Raw genomic sequence first — 16,427 nt, forward strand, 5'->3', positions numbered from 1 at the left:
GGCGCCGATGCCGAATCCTGCGCAGGTCGCGTGATCTGCGTCACATACGTTAGGCACCCGTCGAAATCGTGGTCTAGCAGAAGCTTTCGAAGACGCTGTTGCGCACGACGCAACCGTCGCCCGCCGTCGTGTCACACTGCTGGCCTACCGTTGCAGCTGTGTTCGTCACCGCCGGCAACATCGTCTACAGCGCCTCGGATCTCGCGTCCGCCGCGCGGTGCGAGTACGCCTTGCTGCGGGATTTCGACGCCAAGCTCGGGCGCGGCCCGGCGGTGTCCGTCGAAGACGAATTGCTGGCACGCACCGCCGTACTCGGCGATGACCACGAACGCCGCAGGTTGGATCGCCTGCGCGCACAGTTCGGGGACAGGATCACGGTCATCGGCCGTCCCGCCTACACCTACGCCGGTCTCACGGCCGCGGCCGACGCCACCCGCCGCGCCATCGCCGCCGGCGCCCCGGTGGTCTATCAGGCTGCCATGTTCGACGGCCGCTTCGTCGGTTTCTCGGACTTCCTGATCCGCGACGGCGAGCGCTACCGGGTCACCGACACCAAGCTGGCCCGCTCGCCGAAGGTCACCGCGCTGCTGCAGCTGGCCGCATACGCCGACGCACTCACGGCCGGCGGCGTGCCCGTCGCCCCGGATGCCGAACTCGAACTCGGGGACGGCACGGTGGTCCGCTACCGCCTCAGTGACCTGATGCCGGTCTACCGGACCCAGCGCGCACAGCTGCAGAGGCTGCTGGATGAGCACTTCGCCGCCGGCCGCGCGGTGCGCTGGGAGGACGCCGGAATCCAGGCCTGCTTCCGTTGCCCGCTGTGCACCGAGCAATTGCGTGCCGCCGACGACCTGCTGCTGGTCGCCGGCATGCGAATCAGCCAGCGCGAGAAGTTGATTGACGCCGGAGTCAGCACCGTCGGCGAGCTGGCCGCCCGCGGCCGGCCGGTGCCCGGGCTGGGCAGCCAGGCGCTCGGCAAGCTGACCGCACAGGCCAAACTGCAGATACGGCAACGCGATAGCGGTACCGCTCAGTTCGAGGTGGCCGATCCACAGCAACTGGCGCTGTTGCCGGAGCCGAACCCAGGCGACCTGTTCTTCGACTTCGAAGGCGACCCACTGTGGACTGCCGACGGCAACCAGTGGGGCTTGGAGTATCTGTTCGGCGTCCTGGAATCCGGGCCGGCGGGACGATTCCGTCCGCTGTGGGCACATGATCGCATCGACGAGCGAAAGGCGCTCAAGCAGTTTCTGGCTCTGGTGGCCAAGCGGCGTAAGCGCTACCCGAACATGCACATCTACCACTACGCGGCCTACGAGAAGACCGCGTTATTGCGGCTTGCCGGGCGCTACGGCGTCGGTGAAGACGAAGTCGACGATTTGTTGCGCAACGGGGTGCTAGTAGACCTTTATCCCTTGGTACGCAAGAGCATTCGCGTCGGCGCCGAAAGCCTGAGCCTGAAGGCGCTCGAGCCGCTGTACATGGGCACCCAGTTGCGCTCGGGTGATGTCACCACCGCCACCGACTCGATCACCTCCTATGCGCGGTACTGCGAATTGGCGGCCGGCGGCCGGGCGGACGAGGCTGCTACGGTGCTCGAGGAGATCGAGGAATACAACCATTACGACTGTCTGTCCACCCGCAAGCTACGGGACTGGTTGCTGATTCTGGCGTGGGAATCGGGTGTGACACCGATCGGCGTTCAGCCGGTCCTCGAGCGCGACGCCATCAAAGCACACGACGAGCTGGCGGCGGCTCTGGCGACGTTCACCGGCGACGCCGCGGCCGGTGACCGCACCCCCGAGCAGACGGCCGTCGCCCTGGTAGCGGCCGCCCGTGGATATCACCAACGCGAGGACAAACCGTTCTGGTGGTCGCACTTCGACCGGTTGAACTATCCCCTCGACGAATGGTCGGACAACACAGACGTTTTCGTCGTCGAATCGGCATCCGTGGTCACCGACTGGCACACTCCGCCGCGGGCCCGCAAGCCGCAACGCCGGCTGCGGCTGCATGGTGAGCTGGCCCGCGGCGACCTGAATTCGGAGGTTTTCGCTCTCTACGAACCGCCGGCGCCGGCCGGCATGGCCGAGGATCCCGACCGTCGCGGGGCGGGGCGCGCCCAGGTCGTCGATGTCGACGACCTCAGCCTGCCTGCCGAGGTGACGATTGTGGAACGAACAGGCAAGGACGGAAACACCTTTGGTCAGCTGCCCTTCGCGTTGACACCCGGCCCGCCGGTGAAGACGACAGCGCTGCGCGAGTCCATCGCGTCGACGGCACAGGCCGTCGCCACGGCATTGCCGACGCTGCCCCGCACCGCGCTCATGGACCTACTGCTGCGACAGCCACCGCGCACCCACGGCGCTACGGCGTTGCCGCGCAGCAACGACACCATCACCGACATCACGACCGCCACGCTGAGCCTGGATTCGTCCTACCTGGCGGTGCACGGACCGCCCGGCACTGGCAAGACGCACACCGCTGCCCGGGTGATCAAAACTCTGGTCACCGAACATTCCTGGCGCGTCGGCGTGGTCGCACAATCGCACGCCGCGGTGGAGAACGTGTTGAACTGCGTGATCGATGCCGGCCTCGATCCGGCTCTCGTCGGCAAAAAGGGCAGCGCTGGCGCGCGTTGGCAGGAGATCGACGCGAGCCGGTACCCGACGTTCATCGCCGACCACGCGGGCTGCGTGATCGGCGGCACGGCCTGGGATTTCGCCAATGCGCAGCGAGTGCCGCCGGGCTGCCTGGATCTGCTGGTGATCGACGAGGCGGGTCAATTCTGCCTGGCCAACACCATCGCGGTGGCACCGGCGGCCACCAACCTGTTACTTCTCGGGGATCCCCAGCAACTACCGCAGGTCAGTCAGGGCACCCATCCGGAAAAGGTCGACATCTCCGCGCTGGAATGGCTGGTCGACGGACATCAGACACTACCCGACGACCGCGGGTATTTCTTGGATCTGTCCTTCCGGATGCATCCGGACGTGTGCGCCGCCGTCTCGGCGCTGTCCTACGAAGGCCGGCTGCGTTCGCACGCCCAGCGCACCGCCGCTCGCCGACTGCACGGCCACGACCCCGGCGTGCATGTGTTATCCGTTCGCCACCAAGGCAATTCGATCGACAGCCTCGAAGAGGCTGCGGCCATCGTGGATGAGATCGAACGTCTGCTCGGCCGGCCGTGGACAGATGAGCACGGTACCCGGCCGCTGGCCGCCTCGGAGGTACTGGTGCTGGCGCCGTACAACGCGCAGGTGACCCTGATCCGCCACCAGCTCGCGCAAGCCGGCCTGCCTGGGGTCCGGGTCGGCACGGTCGACAAGTTCCAGGGCGGGCAGGCCCCGGTCGTCTTCGTCTCCATGACGGCGTCGTCGATCGACGATGTGCCCCGAGGTATCTCCTTCCTGCTCAACCGCAACCGGCTCAACGTCGCCATCAGCCGCGCGCAGTACGCGGCGGTCATCGTACGGTCGGAGTTGCTGACCCAGTACCTGCCGGCGACCCCGGCCGGCCTGGTTGACCTCGGCGCCTTCCTGGCACTCACCGCGGCGCCGTGACATTCAGACGCGGCCGCCGACCGGATCGTCGGGATCTGGCTGGCGCGCATAATCCACCACCGGGCGCACGTCGACCCTGGGAACACCGTTGCGCCGGGGCATGGCGACCAACGGTTGCGTGCTGACGTCGTAGCCGGAGTCCGGTTCGCGGCGCAGGATGTATTCGACGTAGCCGTCGTCGTCGTCCTCCGGGTCTGCGGGCAGCACGTATCCGGCCAGTTCGTCGACGTCGCGCCGGCCCAGGGCCGAACCCACCGCGCCGACCAGGAACACCGAGGCGACGATCCCGAACAGCGTGACGAACGCCGGCAGCAGCATCGACTGCGACATCGCCGCCGAGAAGGGTTCCCGCAGGAACGCGGGCAGCTGCAGTGCCGCGTCCTCCCCGGTGGACGCCGCGGCACCCCCCGGCACCTCGGCGCCAATACGCCACGTCATAAACGCGGCCATACCCGCACTACCGAGCACCGCGCCGAGCTGCCGGGTGGCGTTGTAGACGCCCGAACCTGCGCCCGACTGCTCGGTCGGCAGGTTGCGGGTCGCGGTGGCGGCCAGCGGCGACCAGACAAAGGCCATCCCCACCCCGATCCCGACGAACGGCAACACCAGCCGCCAGACCGGCGTGCCGGGCTCCAACTCCATCGCGAGCCAGGTCATCGAGATCGCCAGTGCCGAAAACCCGAAACCCAGGACCGGCACTGGGTGAGATTTGTCGATGATCAGCCCGACGAGTGGGGCCAGCAGCCCGCTGCTGACGGCCACCGGCGCGATCAGCAGCGCCGAACGCGTCGGCGACAGGCCGCACACCGACTGGGCGTAGAAGGTCAGTGGCAGCATCATCGCCGTCGAGCCGAAGGAAACGATGGCCACTCCGATGTTGCACAGGCTGAAGTCGCGGTCGGCGAACATGCTCAGCGGCACCAACGGCGCCCGCTTGTTGATCGCCTGCCAATAGATGAACGCCGACATGAACCCGACGCCGGCCACCAATACGGCCCAGATCCACGGCTTCCAGTGCGCCGATTCGCCTTCCTGCAGGCCGAACACCAACAGGAACATGCCGACGCCGGACAACGCGACGCCGATCAGATCGAAGCCCTGCTCGCGGATCGGCAGGACCGGCACCAGCCAGATCGCCAACGCCAGGGCTATCACGCCGACCGGCACGTTGACGAAAAAGATCCATTGCCAGCCCAGGCTGTCGACCAGCGTCCCCCCGGCCAGCGGTCCGACCAGGCTGGCGACGCCGGCGGTGGCGCCCCACATGCTCATCGCGGGGCCGCGATGGTGAGCCGGGAAGATCCGAGTGAGCATCGACAACGTCTGCGGGGTGAGCAGGCCGGCGCCCACGCCCTGGACCACGCGGGCCGCGATCAACATGGCGGCGCTGCCGGATAGCCCGCACCACACCGACGCGAAGGTGAAGACCACCAGGCCGATCACATAGAGATTCCTGGGCCCGAACCGGTCGCCGAGGCGGCCGGCAACCAGCAATACCACCGCATACCCCAGCAGGTAGGCGCTGGTCACCCAGACGACCGTGTCGTATCCGATGTGCAGCGCGGTCATGATAGTCGGATTGGCCACCGCCACGATCGTCGAGTCGAGCATGATCATGAAGAAGCCGATCAGCATCGCCCACAGCGCGGCCCAGGGGCTCCCGGCGAGGCTGTCCCGGTTCACCCGGCTCGTCGCCGTGCTCATATATCGCACCTCGTTTCGGCCCCGCGTCAGGTCTCGTACGGGTCCAGCCCGCATTATTCCCGTTGCGTTCCCGACTGCGCGCTTCGGCCAGGGGACGACCCCAGACCCGACGGCCGGATTGTGCGAAGCTCTTCTGCCCGGCACTCATCTTGCGAGACGCGCGTTAGCCTGAAGAGACGCCGTCCCGAAGAGAGGCACTATGAGCGCTCGACGCAGCAAGTCGTTACCGGACCAGGAGACCGCCGGCGACGCAAGCCCCGGCGGCAAGCCCAAGGCATCCAGTCGTGCGTTGGCGCGGATCATCGAACGTAGTTCGCGCATTCAGGGTCCCGCCGCCGAGGCGTACGTGGCACGCCTGCGCCGGGCGCACCCGGGTGCCAGCCCGGCCGAGATCGTGACCAAGCTCGAGAAACGCTTCGTGGCCGCGGTGACGGCAAGTGGCGCGGCGGTCGGCGCCGCGGCGACGTTGCCCGGGATCGGCACGTTGGCCGCATTGTCGGCCGCCGCAGGTGAGACGGCGGTGTTCCTGGAAGCGACCGCACTGTTGGTGTTGTCCCTGGCGTCGGTGTACGGCATCCCCCTCGACCATCGGGAACGTCGTCGCGCCCTGGTGCTGGCCGTGCTGGTCGGCGACAACAGCAAGGCCGCGGTGGCGGAGCTGATCGGGGGTGGGCGCACCAGTGGCGGCTGGGTGTCGGAGAGCATGGCCTCGTTGCCGTTGCCGGCGGTGTCCAAGCTGAACAACAGCCTGCTCAAGCGTTTCGTCAAGAGGTTCGCGCTCAAGCGGGGCGCACTCATGTTCGGCAAGCTGCTACCGGTCGGCATCGGTGCGATCATCGGCGCCATCGGCAACCGGATGGTCGGCAAGAAGCTGGTCCGCAATTCGCGCTCGGCCTTCGGTCCGGCACCGGAGCGGTGGCCCGTCACCCTGCACGTGCTGCCGACCGTGCGAGATGCCAGCTGACGCGGATAGCGGCCAAAGCGCTTAGTCTCTCTCGCGGATCGCGGGCAAAGCGCTAGCCTTTATGGGTCAGAAACGGTCGGGACCCGTAACCGACCACCGAGGGGTGTGAGGCGCCCCGCCACCCGGGGCGCCAGCAGTCGCAGGCGTTGGCCCAAAACGCTTGCAGGACACAAGAATTGAGGCGAACAGCGGCTGTGGCCAACATAAGTTCTCCATTCGGGCAAAACGAGTGGCTGGTCGAAGAGATGTACCGCAAGTTCCGCGACGACCCCTCCTCGGTCGACGAGAGCTGGCATGAGTTCCTGGTCGACTACAACCCGGAATACTCCGGCGAGGCGAGCCAGGGCGGTCCCGCGGCCACGAAGGCCAAGCCCGCCGAGGCCAAGCCCGCCGAGGTCAAGCCCGTCGCAACCAGGCCCGCTGAAGCCAAGCCCGCGGAGGCCCAACCGGCCGCGCAGCCCAAACCAGCGCCAGAACCCGTCAAGCCGGCCAAATCCACCGCCGCTGGCGCCGCCGGCAACGGCACACCGGCCCCCGCCCCGGCGGCCCCGAAGGCCGCGCCTCCCCCGCCTGCCGAAGGCGACGAGGTTCAGGTGCTGCGGGGTGCGGCCGCGGCCGTGGTCAAGAACATGTCGGCCTCGCTCGATGTGCCGACGGCGACCAGTGTGCGGGCCATCCCGGCCAAGCTGCTGATCGACAACAGGATCGTCATCAACAACCAGTTGAAGCGCACCCGCGGCGGCAAGATCTCGTTCACCCACCTGCTGGGCTACGCGCTGGTGCAGGCGGTCAAGCAGTTCCCGAACATGAACCGCCACTACACCGAGGTCGACGGGAAACCCAACGCGGTCACCCCCGCGCACACGAACCTGGGCCTGGCGATCGACCTGCAGGGCAAGGACGGCAAGCGCTCCCTGGTTGTGGCCGGCATCAAGCGGTGCGAAGAACTGCGCTTCGCGGAATTCGTCTCAGCCTACGAAGACATCGTGCGCCGGGCCCGCGACGGCAAACTGACCGCCGAAGACTTTGGCGGCGTGACCATTTCATTGACCAACCCGGGCACCATCGGCACCGTGCACTCGGTGCCGCGCCTGATGGCCGGCCAGGGCGCCATCATCGGCGTCGGCGCCATGGAATATCCCGCCGAGTTCCAGGGCGCGAGCGAGGAACGCATCGCCGAACTGGGCATCGGCAAGCTGATCACGCTGACCTCGACCTATGACCACCGCATCATCCAGGGCGCCGAATCCGGCGACTTCCTGCGGACGATCCACCAGATGCTGCTCTCGGACGACTTCTGGGACGAGATCTTCCACGAGCTGAGCATCCCGTACCTGCCGGTGCGCTGGAGCACCGACAACCCGGACTCGATCGTCGACAAGAACGCCCGCGTGATGAACCTCATCGCGGCGTACCGCAACCGCGGCCACCTGATGGCCGACACCGACCCGCTGCGGCTGGACAAGACCCGGTTCCGCAGCCATCCCGACCTCGAGGTGCTCACCCACGGCCTGACCCTGTGGGACCTGGACCGGGTGTTCAAGGTCAACGGATTCGCCGGCGCGGAGTACAAGAAGCTGCGCGACGTGCTGGGCCTGCTTCGCGACGCGTACTGCCGTCACATCGGCGTGGAGTACAACCACATCCTCGACCCCGAGCAACTGCGCTGGCTGGAACAGCGGGTCGAAACCAAGCACGTCAAACCCACTGTGGCGCAACAGAAGTACATCTTGAGCCGGCTGAATGCCGCCGAGGCCTTCGAAACGTTCTTGCAGACCAAATACGTCGGGCAGAAGCGGTTCTCCCTGGAGGGGGCCGAGAGCGTCATCCCAATGATGGACGCCGCGATCGACCAGTGCGCCGAGCACGGCCTGGACGAGGTGGTCATCGGGATGCCGCACCGCGGCCGGCTCAACGTGCTGGCCAACATCGTCGGCAAGCCGTACTCGCAGATCTTCAGCGAGTTCGAGGGCAACCTGAACCCGTCGCAGGCGCACGGCTCTGGTGACGTGAAGTACCACCTCGGGGCGACCGGGGTCTACCTACAGATGTTCGGCGACAACGACATTCAGGTGTCGCTCACCGCCAATCCATCGCACCTGGAGGCCGTCGACCCGGTGCTTGAGGGTCTGGTGCGGGCCAAGCAGGATCTGCTCAACCACGGCGATACCGACAGCGAAGGCGAGAAGGCATTCTCGGTGGTGCCGATGATGCTGCATGGCGACGCGGCGTTCGCCGGCCAGGGTGTGGTCGCCGAGACGCTGAACCTGGCGCACCTGCCCGGCTACCGGGTGGGCGGCACCATCCACATCATCGTCAACAACCAGATCGGTTTCACCACCGCGCCGGAGTACTCGCGGTCCAGCGAGTACTGCACCGACGTCGCCAAGATGATCGGCGCCCCGATCTTCCACGTCAACGGCGACGACCCCGAGGCGTGCGTGTGGGTGGCCCAGCTGGCCGTCGACTTCCGGCAGCGGTTCCACAAGGACGTCATCATCGACATGCTCTGCTACCGGCGCCGCGGTCACAACGAGGGCGACGACCCGTCGATGACCAACCCGTACATGTACGACGTCGTCGACAACAAGCGCGGAGTGCGCAAGAGCTACACCGAAGCCCTCATCGGCCGTGGCGACATCTCCCTCAAAGAGGCCGAGGACGCGCTGCGCGACTACCAGGGTCAGCTGGAGCGGGTGTTCAACGAGGTCAAGGAGCTGGAGAAGCACGGCGCCCAGCCCAGCGAGTCCGTTGAGTCGCTGCAGATGATCCCGGCCGGCCTGGACACCTCGGTGGACAAGTCGCTGCTGGCGCGCATCGGCGACGCGTTCAAGGCGGTGCCGGAGGGATTCACCACACACCCACGCGTGCAGCCGGTGCTGGACAAGCGCCGCGAGATGGCTTACGAGGGCAAGATCGACTGGGCGTTCGGCGAGCTGCTCGCGCTGGGCTCGCTGGTCGCGGAGGGCAAGCTGGTCCGGTTCTCCGGCCAGGACACCCGCCGCGGCACCTTCTCACAGCGGCACTCGGTGATCATCGACCGCAGCACCGGCGCGGAGTTCACGCCGCTGCAGCTCCTGGCGGTCAGTACGGACGGCGCCCCCACCGGCGGCAAGTTCCTGGTCTACGACTCGCCGCTGTCGGAGTACGCCGCGGTGGGCTTCGAGTATGGCTACACCGTGGGCAACCCGGACGCGGTGGTGCTGTGGGAGGCGCAGTTCGGCGACTTCGTCAACGGTGCGCAGTCGATCATCGACGAGTTCATCAGCTCCGGTGAGGCCAAGTGGGGCCAGCTCTCGACGGTGGTGCTGTTGCTGCCGCACGGACATGAGGGACAGGGCCCCGACCATACGTCCGGGCGCATCGAACGCTTCCTGCAGCTGTGGGCGGAGGGTTCGATGACGATCGCGATGCCCTCGACCCCCGCCAACTACTTCCACCTGTTGCGCCGGCATGCCCTGGACGGTGTCAAGCGGCCACTGATCGTCTTCACGCCGAAGTCGATGCTGCGCAACAAAGCCGCGGTCAGCGACATCAAGGAGTTCACCGAGATGAAGTTCCGCTCGGTGATCGAGGAGGCGACCTACGAAGAGGGCGACGGCGACCGCAGCAAGGTCACCCGGATCCTGCTGACCAGCGGCAAGCTCTATTACGAGCTGGCCGCGCGCAAGGCCAAGGACAAGCGCGACGACGTGGCGATCGTCCGGCTCGAACAGCTCGCCCCGTTGCCGCGGCGCCGGCTCGATGAAACGCTGAACCGCTACGAGAACGCCAAGCAGTATTTCTGGGTGCAGGAGGAGCCAGCCAACCAGGGCGCCTGGCCGTCGCTGGGGCTCACCCTGCCGGAGGTGCTGCCGGAGCGGTTCAGCGGAATCAAGCGGATCTCGCGACGGGCCATGTCGGCGCCGTCATCGGGGTCATCGAAGGTGCATGCGGTGGAGCAGCAGGAAATCATCGACACCGCTTTCGCCTGACGACGATGCGCGCCGCGTGCGGCGTGCTGAGGAGTCTGGCCATCAGGCTGCGCTGATGACGATGCGCGCCGCGTGCGGCGTGCTGAGGAGTCTGGCCATCAGGCCGCGCTGATGACGATGCGCGCCGCGTGCGGCGTGCTGAGGAGTCTGGCCATCAGGCCGCGCTGATGACGATGCGCGCCGCGTGCGGCGTGCTGAGGAGTCTGGCCATCAGGCCGCGCTGATGACGATGCGCGCCGCGTGCGGCGTGCTGAGGAGTCTGGCCATCAGGCCGCGCTGACGACGATGCGCGCCGCGTGCGGCGTGCTGAGGAGTCTGGCCATCAGGCCGCGCTGACGGAGGCCAGGTCGAACGCGCGGCCGTCAGACATGACGTCCGACTTCGGGCAAGCGTCGGGCAAGCGTCGAGTCCTTGCTCCCCGGGCACGCGGCATCGTCGTTTACGCACGGCGCGTACAGGCCCACGCGGCGCGACTACGCGGCCTACGACGTGTGACGTCGGCAATTACGCACAAATGCCGATACCGCCGAAGGGCCCTAGTTGCAACAGTTGTCAATAGACATTGTTTTTAGTGGTGACATGCAGGTTCCGAAGGTGACCATCACAAGGCCCTCGTTCACGCGACCTGCTTTACCTGACCCGACGGAGGACCGGCGGCGTGGAAATAGACTATGCCATCGCGTGGCAATTCATTGACAGCGACGGAAGACCCTGGCAACTGCGATTTCGACCCAATTCGAATGCAATAGCAAATCTAGATTGTGACGCTGAAACGGGTCAGCTCATCGGCGTCATCGCTGACCCCTGCGGCCCCGACAGCCGCACCGAGACGGCCATCAGCCACCCCGACGTTGTGCGGTCCGCTATTGATGCCGCACTGGATGGGTGGCAAGACTGGGCCTCCATTTTCGATGGCGGCAGCACCCGGTTGATCGACCTGACGAAGATCCGAAACCGAATCCGATCGGCTGGTCTCGGCCCTGGTTGAACTCGCTCATACCCGCGGCATCGGACCCGGTGTCGTCGCGACGGCTCCGCGAGGGCAGTCATGCCTCGCCGCTGACCGCCTGTTGCACCAATTGCACTCGGGACGAGATGCCGAGCTTTGCATAGACGTGAGTCAGGTGCGTCTGCACCGTCCGCGGCGAGATGAACAGCCGGGTGGCCACGCCCTTGTTGGACAGTCCCTCGCCGACCAACCGCGCAACGTCTCGTTCGGTTGGGGTGAGCGACGCCCAACCCGCCACCGGTCGTTTTCGACCGGGCTGGCCTCGCTGGCCATAGCCGATCACATCGTCAATCGATAGTGACGCCCCGTCGCCCCAAGCGACGTCGAACTCCGTTGGGTCCAGCCCATCACGCATGGCCTGAATGACGGAGTCATATGCAGCTTGGTGAATGACAAATCTGACCGAACCCTGACGTTGCCGGAAAGCCTCCGCCGCACCGCAAAGTCTCGCGGCCTCGACATAGGCACCGGCGTCACAGCTCACGGCAGCGAGGCATTCGAGAATCTCTGGAATGTCCAGGTGCGCCCCGCTGTCGCCCGCAGAGGCAAGTGCGTCGCAGGCGTCGCGCTCGGCTTGTTCTGGCTTTCCTTCCGCTATCGCGACCCGCGCACGGGTGATCAGGGCGACCACCAGGTGCCGGCCACTAGTCACCTGCACCGCGTGGTCGGCCCAGCGGCGAGCCGTTTCCAGATCGCCGTAGGCAAGGGCTACCTGGGCAGGGATGGCGCTGCGGGCCGCCGCCGTCCGCGGTACGGCCATGCTGAGGAATTTCCATGCCGCCGCGCTCGCGCCTGCGGCAGTTTCCATGTCCCCGGCCGCCAGCGCCACCCGGACCAGTGCCGAATAGCCCATGCCGGCGTAGTAGCCCCCCAATTTTGCCGCCTGCACGGCACCATTGGCCGCGGCGCGCGCCGCTTCCAGCTTCCCTTGGTGCGTCAGGGCGTAGGTCAGACCCTGCAGGCTATTGGCCCGGTGCATCACCTCGTGAGCCGCCTCTGCTTCCTCGACCAAAGTGGTGAACTGTTCGACGGCCGACGCCAATTCACCTCGCATCATGGCCGACCACGCCAGACACCAGCGGCACCACATCGACGCCGTCCGGTAGCCGATGGAATCGGCCAGATCGCGCCCCTCTTCGGCGGCCTCGCCGGCGGCAACAGGACAACCTGCCATGAGTGCGTCGAGGGCTTGCAGGGTGAGAATCTGGGTCAGCCTCCAGCGATCCTGGACTGCCCGCGCGAGCTCGATCGCCTCGGCGAAGTAGAGCGCTGCGTCCTCAGCGCTCACCACGACCATGGTGATCAAGCCACGGGCGGTGAGCGCCCAGCAGTGCAGGCTCGGGTCGCCCAGTTCGCGCGCGATCTCCAGGGCAAGCTCGGCTTGCTCGATGCCCGAACGGACGTCGGAGAAAACGTCGAGCATGGCCTTGTCGGCCAGTGCGCGGGCATGCACCGCCGCGGCGACCCGATGCTGTGCCCACTGCGGGGAGTCCAGGACGCTGGCGAACCAGGCCCGTCCCTCGCCGACCCGGCCGCGCTCGATCCACACCGGCAGCAGCGAAGACGCTAGCGTCAGGGCCACCTCGAACTCGGCACGTTCGCTGCTCCACGCAAAGGCCGCCCGCAGGTTACCGAGTTCGATCTCGGCCCGAAGGACGCGCCGTGCGTAGTCAGGCTGGGCCGGGTCCTCCAGCGAGGCGGCCACTGCCAGGTAATGGTCCCGGTGCCGTTGCCGCACCAGGTCCACTTCGCCGGAATCGGTGAGTTTCTCCAGGGCGTAGTGGCGAACCGTTTCCAGCAAGCGGTAGCACATGCGCCCGCCCTTTTCCTCGGCCACCGCCAGCGACTTGTCGACAAGTAGCGTGAGCCCGTCGAGGACCTGATGCCGCTTGAAGTCCTCCGCCCCCGCCACGGCCTGCGCGGCATCGAGGCTGAAGCAACCCACGAAGACGCCGATGCGCCGGAACAGGACCTGTTCAGCCCCGGTCAGCAGCAGGTAGGACCAATCCACCGAAGCCCACAGCGTCTGCTGTCGCGGAGCTGTGGTGCGGGCACTGCCGGTCAGCAGCTGGAACCGGTCACTCAAACCGTCGGCGATCTCGGACAGGGTGAGCGCTCGCACCCGTGCGGCCGCCAGCTCGATCGCCAGTGGCACACCATCCAGGGCGGCGCAGATTTTCGTCACGATGGCGGCGTCGTCCTTGGTGGGGCGGAAATCCGGCCGAGCGCGTCGCGCCCGGTCGTAGAACAACTCGACCGCCTCGTCGCCCAGTGATAGCGGTGGCACGCGCCAGTTCACTTCTCCGGCGATCCGCAGCGGCTCACGGCTAGTGGCCAGCAAGCGCATATTCGGGCACCCGTCCAGAAAGGCAACCGCCACGGCCGCTATCGCATCGAGCAGGTGCTCACAGTTGTCCAACACCAGCAGGGCGTGACTTTCGGCGAGGTAACGCAGCGCGCTATCCAGAGTGGGGCTGCCCGGCTGGTCGTGGAGGCCGAGGGTGCGCGCAACCGCGATGGCGACCAGGTCCGGCTCGCTGATCGGCGCCAAATCCACATACCAGGCAGCGCTGAACTCTCCGGCCATTTGCGCTGCCACTTCTGCTGCGAGCCGCGACTTGCCAACGCCGCCGGTCCCGGTCAACGTGACCAGCCGGTTGTCGGCCAGCGCCAGGCGGATCTGCTCGATCTGCGCACCGCGCCCGACGAAACTCGTCAACTGCGCGGGGAGCCAGCGCGCGACACCGTCGCTGAAGCTGCGCAGCGGCGGGAACTCGACACGCACGTCCGGATGACACAACTGCACCACGCGCTCGGCCCGCGGGATGTCGCGCAGCCGGTGAGTCCCTAGGTCGGTCAACCACGCTCCATCGGGCAACCGGTCGACGATCAGGTTCTCCGTCGCGGCCGACATCACCGTCTGGCCGCCATGGGCCAGATCACGCAGCCGTGCCGTCTTGTCGACCGTGAGTCCGGCATCGTTGGTGTCGCCGCGCGCCCGAACCTCGGCGGTGTGCAGAGCGATGCGCAACGCGATCGGGCGCAACGGTGCTCGCTGCAAGTCGAGGGCGGCGGCCACAGCGTCGGAGGGCCGGGCAAACGCAAGGACGAATCGTCCGGCCTCGCCTTGATCCAGCCGCCGCACGTCCTCGTAGGTGGTGATCACATCGCAGACTGCCTGATCGAGGCGGGCGACCGCGGAATTCATGGCCGGCGCGTCGGTGCGCCACAGCCGCGTCGAGTCCGCGGCCTCACCGAGCAACCACGTCACCGTCCCGAACGGCAGCGGCTCACCTACGTTCACAGTGCTTCACCCATTACCTGATCGCCAGCTCTGTGGCGGCCGTCGACGACATTACCGCAGACACACACGTCAGTTACGGCTTCGTGAACGGGTACGCCGGCCAGGTGCCGACGCGACGATTGGGGACGTCCTCGCGAGACCGGGCACCTCACCCATCAACCGGCGGCCGGCCACCGGAGTCCGACCACCCACCGGTATTCGAGACCACCGGTACCGGCTAATCTCAACGCTGAGCTTCAGACGAGGGAGGGTGCTCATGGAGGGGTTCGCCGGAAAGGTCGCCGTGGTGACCGGCGCGGGTTCGGGCATCGGACAGGCGCTTGCGATCGAGCTGGGCCGCTCCGGCGCCAGTCTGGCGATCAGCGACATCGACACAGAGGGTCTAGCCGACACCGAGGAGCAGCTCAAGGCGATCGGTGTGCAGGTCAAGGCCGACCGGCTCAATGTCACCGAGCGCGAGAGCTTCCTGCTCTACGCCGACGAGGTCAAAGACCACTTCGGCAAAGTGAACCAGATCTACAACAACGCCGGCATCGGTCACACCGGCAACGTCGAGGTCGAGCAGTTCAAGGACATCGAGCGGGTGATGGACGTCGACTTCTGGGGCGTCGTGAACGGCACCAAGGCTTTCCTGCCGCACCTGATCGCCTCCGGCGACGGGCACGTCATCAACATCTCCAGCGTGTTCGGCCTGTTCTCGGTGCCCGGCTATTCCGCCTATAACGCCGCCAAGTTCGCGGTGCGCGGCTACACCGAGGCGCTGCGTCAGGAGATGCGGCAGAGCGGCCACCGCGTCGGCGTCACCACCGTGCATCCGGGCGGCATCAAGACGGCGATCGCCCGCAACGCCACGGTGGCCGAGGGCCTGGACCGCGACGAGCTGGCCCAGCTGTTTGACAAGCGGCTGGCCAACACCAGCCCGAAGAAGGCCGCCACGATCATCCTGAACGCGGTGCGCAAGAACAAGGCCCGCGTGCTCGTCGGACCGGACGCCGTCGCGCTTGACCTGATGGTGCGGGTGACCGGCTCGAACTACCAGCGGGTCGTAGAGCTGGTGACGGGGCGCATCATTCCCAGCTAAGTGACTTCGGCGTTGGCCACCGAGGGCCAACGCGCCAGGACTTCCAGCACCCGGGCGTGGGATCGCTCGATGTGGCCACGGATGAGTTCAGCGGCGCCGTCGGCGTCCCTGCGAACCATCGCGTCGCCGATGTCGTCCAGGTCGTCGACCCTGCGGCCGAGGTCGAGCAATTCGGATTCGATGACGAGCGTCCAGACCCGCATCACCTCGCCGATGATCTGGCGTTGGGCGGCCATGAGATACCTGTTGCCGGTGGCCTCCGCGAGGAGGTCGAAGAACTGGCTGATGGCCTCCACATTCCCGAGCACCAGCTTGCGGGTGTCCTCATCGTGGCGTCTGGTGACCTGCGCAAACTTCGTTGCCAGCAGGCGGGCTCGGTCGAACTGGTCATCACTGGCGCCGGCGATACCGCGCCGGACGAGTTCGGGTCCGACCACGGCCCAGAATTCGAACAGCTCGTTGACCGACTGGATGGTCAGGGGGGTGACCTGATAGCCCTTGCGAGGGATGGTCCGCACCAATCCCTCGTGGTCCAGACGGGTCAGCGCGTCGCGGATCGGTGAGACACCGATTCCCAGTTGGGAGGCCAAGCCCCGCTCGGTCAGTCGCTCGCCCGGGCCGAGTCGGCAGCCCACGATATCGGCCCGGAGCCGGCGATACGCCGCTTCCCCGAGCGGCAATTCGACGTCGGCTGGCTCGGGCACAGTGGTTCTGTCCTTCAGCGATCCGGAGGGTGCGAACATGCAAGTTTGTCATGACCCAGCGGCCGGGACGTGCCGGCAGGTCGCGTCGCCGGATTCGACTGAGACCTCCGGTGTCCGGCGGTGC

The 16,427-nt window shown here is 66.8% G+C and carries 7 protein-coding genes; 4 read left to right on the forward strand and 3 right to left on the reverse strand.

Features of this window, described 5'->3' with window-relative positions; genetic code table 11:
* Nucleotides 1–158 precede the first annotated feature (158 nt).
* Complete coding sequence (locus JX552_RS23100; RefSeq protein WP_205874176.1) at nucleotides 159–3,563, forward strand: TM0106 family RecB-like putative nuclease; 3,405 nt, start codon at nucleotides 159–161, stop codon at nucleotides 3,561–3,563.
* 3 nt (nucleotides 3,564–3,566) lie between these two features.
* Here the strand turns inward: JX552_RS23100 and JX552_RS23105 are convergent, their stop codons facing one another.
* A complete protein-coding gene (locus JX552_RS23105; protein ID WP_205874177.1) occupies nucleotides 3,567–5,267 on the reverse strand; it encodes an MFS transporter in 1,701 nt (566 codons plus the stop codon).
* 199 nt (nucleotides 5,268–5,466) lie between these two features.
* On the opposite strand from JX552_RS23105, the gene JX552_RS23110 reads away from it, so the two are divergent.
* Together JX552_RS23110 and JX552_RS23115 are read left to right on the forward strand one after the other, a co-directional pair.
* On the forward strand, nucleotides 5,467–6,231 hold the full coding sequence (locus JX552_RS23110; protein ID WP_205874178.1) for a hypothetical protein: 765 nt from the start codon (nucleotides 5,467–5,469) through the stop codon (nucleotides 6,229–6,231).
* Between the two features lie 194 nt (nucleotides 6,232–6,425).
* Nucleotides 6,426–10,205 carry a multifunctional oxoglutarate decarboxylase/oxoglutarate dehydrogenase thiamine pyrophosphate-binding subunit/dihydrolipoyllysine-residue succinyltransferase subunit gene (locus tag JX552_RS23115; protein ID WP_205874179.1) on the forward strand — a complete coding sequence of 1,260 codons (3,780 nt, stop codon included), beginning with the start codon at nucleotides 6,426–6,428 and terminating at the stop codon, nucleotides 10,203–10,205.
* A 1,046-nt stretch (nucleotides 10,206–11,251) separates the two neighbouring features.
* Here JX552_RS23115 and JX552_RS23120 read toward each other — a convergent pair.
* Nucleotides 11,252–14,518, reverse strand: a complete 3,267-nt coding sequence (locus JX552_RS23120) for a helix-turn-helix transcriptional regulator (protein ID WP_241010689.1) — start codon at nucleotides 14,516–14,518, stop codon at nucleotides 11,252–11,254.
* A gap of 256 nt (nucleotides 14,519–14,774) precedes the next feature.
* Between JX552_RS23120 and JX552_RS23125 the strand changes: the two genes are divergently transcribed.
* A complete protein-coding gene (locus JX552_RS23125; protein ID WP_205874180.1) occupies nucleotides 14,775–15,599 on the forward strand; it encodes an SDR family NAD(P)-dependent oxidoreductase in 825 nt (274 codons plus the stop codon).
* Here JX552_RS23125 and JX552_RS23130 read toward each other — a convergent pair.
* On the reverse strand, nucleotides 15,596–16,303 hold the full coding sequence (locus JX552_RS23130; RefSeq protein WP_205874181.1) for a GntR family transcriptional regulator: 708 nt from the start codon (nucleotides 16,301–16,303) through the stop codon (nucleotides 15,596–15,598). The two genes, JX552_RS23125 and JX552_RS23130, sit on opposite strands and share 4 nt — an antisense overlap.
* Between the last annotated feature and the right edge of the window lie 124 nt (nucleotides 16,304–16,427).

Origin of the sequence: Mycobacterium gordonae, from assembly GCF_017086405.1 — a bacterium.
Lineage (GTDB): Bacteria > Actinomycetota > Actinomycetes > Mycobacteriales > Mycobacteriaceae > Mycobacterium > Mycobacterium gordonae_D.

What these genes read in the sequence shown, in the direction of transcription:
- JX552_RS23105 (WP_205874177.1), bottom strand. Translation starts at nt 5,267, where the DNA reads ATGAGCACGGCGACGAGCCGGGTGAACCGGGACAGCCTCGCCGGGAGC.
- JX552_RS23110 (WP_205874178.1), top strand. Translation starts at nt 5,467, where the DNA reads ATGAGCGCTCGACGCAGCAAGTCGTTACCGGACCAGGAGACCGCCGGC.
- JX552_RS23125 (WP_205874180.1), top strand. Translation starts at nt 14,775, where the DNA reads ATGGAGGGGTTCGCCGGAAAGGTCGCCGTGGTGACCGGCGCGGGTTCG.